Source organism: Allocoleopsis sp. (genome assembly GCF_036703385.1).
Lineage (GTDB): Bacteria > Cyanobacteriota > Cyanobacteriia > Cyanobacteriales > Coleofasciculaceae > Allocoleopsis.
In genome coordinates, this window is record NZ_DATNPA010000079.1 from 1 (window position 1) to 7,969 (window position 7,969).

15 protein-coding genes and 1 pseudogene are annotated in these 7,969 nt (G+C 45.6%); 14 read left to right on the forward strand and 2 right to left on the reverse strand.

Going from position 1 to position 7,969, the window contains the following annotated elements; all coding sequences use genetic code 11:
* A pseudogene (locus tag V6C93_RS04120) lies at window positions 1-592 on the reverse strand (aldo/keto reductase); the annotation flags it as partial.
* A gap of 132 nt (window positions 593-724) precedes the next feature.
* Between V6C93_RS04120 and V6C93_RS38080 the strand changes: the two are divergent.
* The 10 genes from V6C93_RS38080 to V6C93_RS04165 all read left to right on the forward strand — a co-directional run bounded on the left by V6C93_RS38080 (window position 725) and on the right by V6C93_RS04165 (window position 3,998).
* Window positions 725-868 (forward strand): helix-turn-helix domain-containing protein, encoded by a 144-nt coding sequence (locus tag V6C93_RS38080; protein WP_349262610.1) that lies wholly within the window; start codon window positions 725-727, stop codon window positions 866-868.
* 212 nt (window positions 869-1,080) lie between these two features.
* Window positions 1,081-1,323 carry a hypothetical protein gene (locus V6C93_RS04125; RefSeq protein WP_333475380.1) on the forward strand — a complete coding sequence of 81 codons (243 nt, stop codon included), beginning with the start codon at window positions 1,081-1,083 and terminating at the stop codon, window positions 1,321-1,323.
* Window positions 1,324-1,335: 12 nt separating this feature from the next.
* On the forward strand, window positions 1,336-1,605 hold the full coding sequence (locus V6C93_RS04130) for a hypothetical protein (RefSeq protein ID WP_333475381.1): 270 nt from the start codon (window positions 1,336-1,338) through the stop codon (window positions 1,603-1,605).
* Between the two features lie 63 nt (window positions 1,606-1,668).
* A complete protein-coding gene (locus tag V6C93_RS04135; RefSeq protein ID WP_333475382.1) occupies window positions 1,669-1,851 on the forward strand; it encodes a hypothetical protein in 183 nt (60 codons plus the stop codon).
* A 481-nt stretch (window positions 1,852-2,332) separates the two neighbouring features.
* The gene (locus V6C93_RS04140) at window positions 2,333-2,563 is read left to right on the forward strand and encodes a hypothetical protein (protein WP_333475383.1); all 231 of its coding nucleotides are present in this window, start codon (window positions 2,333-2,335) and stop codon (window positions 2,561-2,563) included.
* A gap of 105 nt (window positions 2,564-2,668) precedes the next feature.
* On the forward strand, window positions 2,669-2,854 hold the full coding sequence (locus V6C93_RS04145) for a hypothetical protein (protein ID WP_333475384.1): 186 nt from the start codon (window positions 2,669-2,671) through the stop codon (window positions 2,852-2,854).
* A gap of 3 nt (window positions 2,855-2,857) precedes the next feature.
* Window positions 2,858-3,043, forward strand: coding sequence for a hypothetical protein (locus V6C93_RS04150; protein ID WP_333475385.1), 186 nt, complete (start codon window positions 2,858-2,860; stop codon window positions 3,041-3,043).
* A 33-nt stretch (window positions 3,044-3,076) separates the two neighbouring features.
* Window positions 3,077-3,232, forward strand: coding sequence for a hypothetical protein (locus tag V6C93_RS04155; protein ID WP_333475386.1), 156 nt, complete (start codon window positions 3,077-3,079; stop codon window positions 3,230-3,232).
* Window positions 3,233-3,398: 166 nt separating this feature from the next.
* Complete coding sequence (locus V6C93_RS04160; protein WP_333475387.1) at window positions 3,399-3,587, forward strand: hypothetical protein; 189 nt, start codon at window positions 3,399-3,401, stop codon at window positions 3,585-3,587.
* 108 nt (window positions 3,588-3,695) lie between these two features.
* Complete coding sequence (locus tag V6C93_RS04165) at window positions 3,696-3,998, forward strand: hypothetical protein (RefSeq protein ID WP_333475388.1); 303 nt, start codon at window positions 3,696-3,698, stop codon at window positions 3,996-3,998.
* A 69-nt stretch (window positions 3,999-4,067) separates the two neighbouring features.
* Here V6C93_RS04165 and V6C93_RS04170 read toward each other — a convergent pair whose 3' ends face one another.
* Window positions 4,068-6,212: a peptidase domain-containing ABC transporter gene (locus V6C93_RS04170; RefSeq protein ID WP_333475389.1), complete on the reverse strand. Its 2,145-nt coding sequence runs from the start codon at window positions 6,210-6,212 to the stop codon at window positions 4,068-4,070.
* Between the two features lie 145 nt (window positions 6,213-6,357).
* On the opposite strand from V6C93_RS04170, the gene V6C93_RS04175 reads away from it, so the two are divergent.
* The 4 genes from V6C93_RS04175 to V6C93_RS04190 form a co-directional block, all read left to right on the forward strand.
* Window positions 6,358-6,594: a hypothetical protein gene (locus V6C93_RS04175; protein WP_333475390.1), complete on the forward strand. Its 237-nt coding sequence runs from the start codon at window positions 6,358-6,360 to the stop codon at window positions 6,592-6,594.
* Window positions 6,595-6,753: 159 nt separating this feature from the next.
* Complete coding sequence (locus V6C93_RS04180) at window positions 6,754-6,963, forward strand: hypothetical protein (RefSeq protein WP_333475391.1); 210 nt, start codon at window positions 6,754-6,756, stop codon at window positions 6,961-6,963.
* A 27-nt stretch (window positions 6,964-6,990) separates the two neighbouring features.
* The gene (locus tag V6C93_RS04185) at window positions 6,991-7,614 is read left to right on the forward strand and encodes a GNAT family N-acetyltransferase (RefSeq protein WP_333475392.1); all 624 of its coding nucleotides are present in this window, start codon (window positions 6,991-6,993) and stop codon (window positions 7,612-7,614) included.
* Window positions 7,615-7,660: 46 nt separating this feature from the next.
* Window positions 7,661-7,969: biotin/lipoyl-binding protein (locus V6C93_RS04190; RefSeq protein ID WP_333475393.1), on the forward strand; the 309-nt coding region annotated here is incomplete at its 3' end.

A 7,969-nucleotide genomic window follows, 5' to 3' on the forward strand; every position in this document is an offset into this window, starting at 1 on the left:
TAGCTGCTGTGCGTTTTTCAATCTCTTTCAAAGCGACTGCATCGAGTGGCTTGAAAGCTCGTGCTACTTCCGGATTGGACTCTAGCTGTGCGACGGTTTCGGCGGCAATGACGCAACAATGCACTCCAGCTTGGGAAAGGGTATATCCCATCGCTTGGTGCATTCCATCCAAAACGCCAGGTTTGAACAGACGCCCGTAGGCTGGGACTTTCATAGCAATCACACCCACTCCTTTCTCCCGTGCTACTGGTAGTACGCTAGGAATAAAGGAGCGGGGATGGTGTATTTCTACGGCATTAATGGGGATGAGCGTGGTGTCGAATGCATATCGACGCAACCCTTCAACGATGATATTTGGCTCGTGGTGTCCAGTAATGCCAGCGAAGCGAATCAGTTTCTGCGCTTTAACTTCTTCTACCGCTTGAATTGCGCCGCTTTTACTGAAGATTGTGTCGAGTTCTTGGTCGAATGAAACGTGGTGCAGTTGCCAGAGGTCGAGGCGATCGGTTTTGAGGCGTTTTAGCGATCGCTCCAACTCTCTCCATGCCCCATCGCGATCGCGTTTGGATGTCTTAGTGGCTAAAAATATCTTATATTTTGTATTTTGCTGACAAGGTTGCAATAACTCTTAGAGCGAATGGCACTGACTTAAGCGATCTCCTACGGAATTTGCCCCCTCGCATCCCTCAATTTTGGGGGACTTTGAACTCTGGCTCCCCCAGAATTGGGGGTTGGGGGGCGGATCGGCTCGTTATTTGAGTGCCATTCGTCTGTTGCTCAAGCCTGCGGCTTTGCCCACCAAAGCCACCTCAATCGTCACTTCAAACAATTGACCGGAGTGACGCCTAAAACTTTACTTAAGTTTTAGCAAGATTGTGCAAAAACCGCACGAATGTGCAAGACTATTTGCTCATTTCCTACCACTATTAAGTCAACTGAACTGTGCATGATTTTCGTCCATCAACCGGATGCGTAATTTCCACTCATCAATCAGATAGATAGGTACAAGCTATTTTCAGGAAAAGCTTAGAACCCACTCCATTGCTGAGATGTTGAACAACCTACAAAGGAGTAAATGTCATGTTTCGTAAGTCCCTAAGTAAAGATTCATTGCAGTCTACACTGAATGTTTCACCTGTGCGAGAGCTAATCACGGAGCTAACCGAACACAACGAAGAATCTCTTCAGGGCGGTGCAACTAGTGATTTTTCGCTTAGTAACGGAGGGACTACATTCTGGGGGGTGAGAACGTCAGGTGGAATCTTGACAGTTCGCTGGAACCCGTCCTCTGGAAAATTGAGTGTCAAGTATAAGTGGGTGTAGAAATTAGAATGTATGAATTTTCAGACTAGAAACCGTAACATTGCACCCTTGCGATCGCAACTCTCTCTTTGGCATGAACTGAGCGAAATTGAGCAACAATCTCTATCAGGAAGTTTCCATACAGAGTCATATATCGATAGATCGATTATTTTAGGTTCGATTGGAAGCAGCAAAGATGGCAGTGTCGCGAATACTGCGATCCATGAGGTGGGTCATGCACATGGGCGACCGCACTCATCTGTCACAAAAGCTATTGAAATTATCTTTGATGCTATTGAATAGCATCAAAAGCGATCGCAGTTCACCTGAGAACTGATTACCAGTCATTTACAGGAGAAAAATCCTATGCAAAAGAAGATGCAGCCAAAAAACTTTTCCCTGCTTTCCTTATGGTCTGAACTGAGCGAAGATGAACAAGCTGCTGTTAGCGGTGGCTCTGGACAGACTGATCCTACTCCTGTTTGGAGTATTGGGTTTGCTGATGTCTCCAGACCGAGCGGCAGTACGTCTTCCACTGGACAGAGATAGTCACTGTAGGCTGAAGTAGCTTTATTGCTACATCTGCTGTTTTAGAAATGATTTGTGCGATCGCGCTACCAAACCTATCCAATCAAAACTCACAAAGGAGTTCAAACAATGCTACGCCACCCTCCCAAGAAAAATGCATTGCAGTCTACCTTGACTACTTCATCCATACCAAAACTCGTTATATAGCGTTTTCATTTGGGATGTAAAACTAAGGCGTTCGGCATTTCCCCTCTGATAAGAGCTGTAATCCCTAGCAATTCAGCCTTCCAAGTTACATTTTCTAATCTAAAAAACTCCGAGGCATTTTCATGTCTCATTTGAAAACGCTATAGCACTAGATGAAAAGAATGAAGAATCCTTGTCAGGAGGAGGCGATCGCAACATAGTAATCTCTACCCCGATACCACCATATATCGTTACCTTAGGCGCACCGATTACCCCATAGTGCGATCATTATCAAAGCTTAAACGGAGTTTAACCCATGTTACGTCAGCCCTTAAGTAAAAATTCATCGCCGTCTACTTTGAATGCTGCTTCTTTGCAAGAACTAGTTGCGGAATTAGATGAAGGCAATGAGGAATCCTTATCGGGAGGTCTTGTGGTTGCCCTAGTTTTGTTTCAGTCTCCTTTGCCGAAAAACCCAGATGCATCGACCTCACGAGCTACTATATTTCTAAGAAAAGTCGAAGCAATCATTCGTCCGTTCAAATAATAAAAATTCGCTGGTTTGTAAGGATTAGTTTAATCAGGAATGATGGGATAACGGGAGGGTCAACGTTTTCCATCATCTCGTTATCCTTTACTGAGGAATTGAATCATGTTTACTCACCCCCCAACTCAAGATTCATCGCGCTCAATGCTGGATATTGCACCATTCCAACAGATGATAGTGGAGTTGGATGAAAAGAGTGAAGAATCACTATCGGCAGGAACTATCAATAAATCTGGGATTAAATATTCCGTTATCGTCAAATTTGGTTTTCATGCCACCAAAAGGAGTTGAAAGATGTCTCGAAAAATATTGTCTAGTCAGGCGTTAGATTCCTCAATTTATCTAGAGTTGAGAGATGATGAAGCAGAAACTCTACAGGGAGGGACGCAAGTATACGGCGATCGTATTAAACTTAAACGTCAATCACTTCCTTCCCCTGTTCTTGCGCTTGTGTTGCTATTCGCAAATCCCTTTAGCTAGAAGTAAACCAAAGGTAATAAGAGGTAAATGAACATGAAAGTTAAGGTTAAAAAAGTTATCACAATGAACGGTGAACTTTGGCAAAAACTGGATGCCCACCAAGCGGAAACGATTTCTGGTGGTGGACAGGGACAAGCCGGTCGTATAGATATCAGGGATCTTCCAGACTCTCATATATATGGAAGATGAGATCCGGGTACTTGCTAAGGAGTTGAGTGATCGCGAAGCAGAATCGCTACAAGGAGGAGCTACTAAACCCTCAGATATTACAAGTTCTTCATATCCTATTGCGCTTGTGTTACTCTTCGCGAATCCTTTTGCTTAGAAATCAACCAATGACAGGAGGTCAATCACCATGAACGTTAAGCCTAAGAAAGTTCTCCCACGGGACAATGAACTTTGGCAAGGCTTGAACGACCAACAATTTGAGAAAGCAATGGGTGGTACACAGGGTGACCAGAAAGATCTTACTCCTGTTTGGAGTATTGGGTTTACTGATGTCTCCAGACCGAGCGGCAGTACGTCTTCCACTGGACAGAGATAGTCACTGTAGGCTGAAGTAGCTTTATTGCTACATCTGCTGCTTTAGAAATGATTTGTGCGATCGCGTCTACCAAACCTACCCACTCAAGACTCACAAAGGAGCAAAACAATGATTCATAAGTTTTCAACTAAACAAGCTCAGAAGCCCGTTTTAGATGGAGATCAACTACAAGCACTGGCAACAGATTTGACTGAAACGAGGGAAGGGGCGATCGTCGGTGGCAGGGCGAATGATAAGATTTCCATTGACGCATTTGACGCATTGGAAGCTCCCACAACTGCATTGGCAGAGAACCAGTTCTCTACGACCACCAAACTGGGGAGTGCTGTTCAAAGATCTAATTCTTATTACGAACCGCATAGAGGAGCAGGTATGATTGGTAAAGTTATTGTCGAGAGTGCAGAAAGTTGAGTTCACCCCGATCAAGCAACACGATCCAATTAGCTCATGGAATTATCCAGAGTCAGTTTTGAGCTTAGATTAGGGATTCAAAAAATCCAAATGTTCCCCCGGAAGTTGGCTTAATTCTTCCGGGGTTCCCGTTTGTTTGAGTTCACCCCGATCCAACAACACAATCCAATCAGCGCGTTGAATCACTCTGGGACGATGACTGATCATAATTGTCGTTTTGCCTTGACGATGAGCCAGTAGTGTATTGAGGACTGCTGCCTCCGTTACTGGATCGAGTGCGCCTGTGGACTCATCCAAAATCAGGACGGGTGGATCGGTGACAATTGCCCGTGCGATTGCTAACCGTTGCCGTTGTCCTCCCGATAGATTTGCCCCAAACTCGCCTAATACTGTGTGGTATTTGTCAGGGAGTTCGCTGATAAATTCATCTGCCCCTGCAACCTGGCAGGCATGAACAATTTGCTCCAACGTTGCATTGGGGTAGCTAAAGCGAAAGTTATTGATAATTGAGCGACTCCAGAAATGCGCGTCTTGGGGTACTAGGGCAACCTGCTGCCGCAGACATTCCAGCGACAGATCAGATTGGTTGTATTGCCCAAAGCGAAGGTTGCCCGATTGTAGCGGGTACAACCCTGCAATTAGTTTTGCCAACGTGCTCTTACCACAGCCAGATTTGCCGATTAGGGCAGTTACTTTGCCACCGGGAAGGGCGAGCGAAAAGTCCTTTAACAGGGCAACCCGTCCGATGTGGTGAAAGTTTAGGTTGGTGCAGGTAATATCCGCATCTGCCGGAATTTCCGCCCAGTCTTTGGGAGCATCTGTAGGAGTTTCGGGAGTCGCATCAATAATATCAGCAATGCGCTGAGTAGCCGTTTTGGCACGGGCAAACTCGTCCACAAAACTAATCACTGTGCTGATCAATAGCGTAAAGTTGCGGTTCATGGCGTTGAATGCCAGCAATTGCCCGATCGAGAGTTCTTGGCGAATTACCAAAATACTGCCAAAACACAAGACAGCTAGTGAGCCTAAACCGGATACAAGGGTGGAAAAGACATTATTGACAATGCTGATTTGCAACAAGCGGAAGGTAACATTTGCCAGCCGACCAAAACGGCTTTGTAGTTCTTCCCAGGCTTGTGGTGCGGCGTTGGTGGTTTTTAGTGTTAAAGCACCCTTGAAGGTTTCGACTAAAAGCCCTTGATTTTCGGTGTCAGTGACTAAGACATCGCGAGTTTTTTGTTGCAACGTAGGTAGAAAAATCAGCGTCGATAAACTCATCAGAAAGGCAACCGCGATCGCAGCAGCCGTGAGCTTCCAACTGTAAATCAGCATTAACCCCATAGATACCAGGGCAATGAAAGACTCACTGGGCAGGGTAATCACAACTTGAGAAACCAGCAGGTTTATTTCCCGAATGTCGCGTAGACGGCTGACAATCTCGCCACTGCGATGAGATTCGTAGTAACTGAGGGGAAGTTGCAAAATTTGGCGACCAAAATCCAGCGCTAATCCTAATTCCAACCGTTGAGCAAAGTGCGCGACTAAATGCGCCTGAATCAAACGCATTACACTGCTAAATAGGGTGATGGCGGTAACAGCGATCGCAACTGTTACCAACAAGTCCATATCACCCCGTACCAGCACGTCATCAGTCAGTACCTGAATGAGTAGGGGAAAGGCTAGAGAAAGCAGCCCAATTACCAGATTCAGCGGCAGGACTTCTGCAATCAGAGCGCGATAATGCCAAACACGTTGGAAAAAACGACCAAAGCCAGCAATGCGATCGCTCGATTGTTCGTAGAAGCGGTTTTCATCTGGAACCAACAGCAGCATGACGCCATTACTCCAGGACTCGATCAGCGCCTCGCGGGTAAGATAGCGCATTCCTACACCTGGATCGGCAACGATATACTTCTTGCCCTTGCGCCCATACAACACAACCCAGTGATAGCCCTTCCAGTGGATGATGGCAGGAAGAGGGGCTTCATTGAGGCGATCGATTAGCTGGGGTGTCGCTTTGACAGAACGGGCATTAAATCCCAATGTTTCCGCGCCTCGACGTAATCCTAAAAGCGTAGTCCCTAGCTGCCCAGTACCAATTGCTTCCCGAATCCGTGGAATAGCCAGTGTTCGTCCATAGGCTTTAGCAACAGTAGCGAGACAGGCGGCACCACAGTCTTCTTCACTATGTTGGAGAACGATGGGATAGTTCACTCAAACCCTATTTGTTTGGAACGATTAGCATCATATGCCATTCTAGATTTGAATTTACTTTTTAAATAAAGCAATATTGTGCAAAAATCGCATGAATGTGCAAGACAGGTACATTGATGTTTGCCATCATGAGGAAACATGAATTTTGCTCGATCACAGTTGGAACAACAACGAAGTAGGAGAAGTAAAAATGAAAAACAATAACAAAGAACTTGATACCTTGCAGCCGAACCTAAATGCACCTATCGAATTTAATGAAGAAGTGCTGACGGAAGTGCTGACGGAACAAGAAGAGGCACTTATCCAAGGAGGGAATGATTATAATAAAGTAACAGTACCCCTATTGTTTTTCAAATTGAACCCTGATTTTTTTGAGCCATAGTACCAGAATTAACTACTCTAGAAATTGTACCTAGTTGAGGAGTTCGCGGCTGAGTTAGGGACTTTAACTTTAGGTGCAATCGCTCTCCCTTCTTTGCTTAATCAACCCAATCAACCCAAAGTACCATCTCGTTAGTAAATACAAAAGGAGGTTCTGAAAATGCAGAATAAAAATTCTTGGCTAACTGATCGGGAACTTCAGGATATTTCCGATCAAGAAGCCAGTTTGATTGCAGGGGATCAAATAACCGCTGTTACTCAATTGAGCGATGTTTCGCCTTCGCCAGGCACTTGGATGACCGATCCTGAAAGAAGAACGATTTTACAGGGTGAAATAAGGCAATTAGCACCGCAGCAAGGTCAACGCTAAAGCAAATCGAAAGAACTTGGTAGCGTCATGCCTTATTTATTTCGCCCTGCAATTCCAGCCGATATACCCAAATTGTGTCAATTGCTGGATATGTATATGCAAGAGACATACGAGAGGGCATGGCGCGGAACTCCACAACAACTGGAACAGGACTGCTTTGGTGCTGAATTGGAAATGGTTGTGGCAGAAACACTAGAGCAAGAAGCGATCGCTTTTGTGGCTTGGAAAAAAGCCTACGACCTTCATGTCTGCATAAAAGGGGGCGAAGTCATCGATTTGTTCGTGTGTTCCGAACATCGAGGACGCGGAATAGCGATAAATTTGCTGCTTGCTGTTGCTAGCGATATTCAGAAATACGGAGGAGTTTACATCAAAGGACAGCCAGTAAATGCTAGGAGTGAAGGTCTCTACCAACGGTGTGCTAGATGTTTTCCGGGAGCTGAGTGTTATGTTTCCGGGCGTGTATTTCGACGGCTAACTGAGCTATCCGGTAAGGGGTTGCGTGAATTGTTCGCGGGGTACCGGAACAATCATGGAATTTTGAACCCTAAAGGGCTGTTGATCAACAATTATGAGTCCTACGAAATCGTCAAACGCTCTAAACTATTCTCCGCTCAATTCAGACGGTTTACATCCGATACAACCGGATGAATTTCTACCGCCCATAGGTCGCTGGGCAACTCTCGGCGGTATCGCCATGCTTACCATTTTTGGAGGAATTGTTGCCCTGGCAGCCGTCCTGAAGTATCCGACAACCGTTAAAGCTCCGGCGATGATTCGCCCCACTGGAGAATTAAGAATTGTTCAGGCAGCAACGACTGGAAAGGTAAGCCGAATTGAGGTGAAGGTATACCAGGCTGTGCGACAGGGACAAGCGATCGCATATCTGGATGACTCTCGCCTCCAGACTCAAAAGCGTCAATTACAAAGTAGTGTTCAGCAAACGCAACGGCAACTGGAGCAAATAAACGCCCAAACTCAAGCTTTGCAAACTCAAATTGCAGCA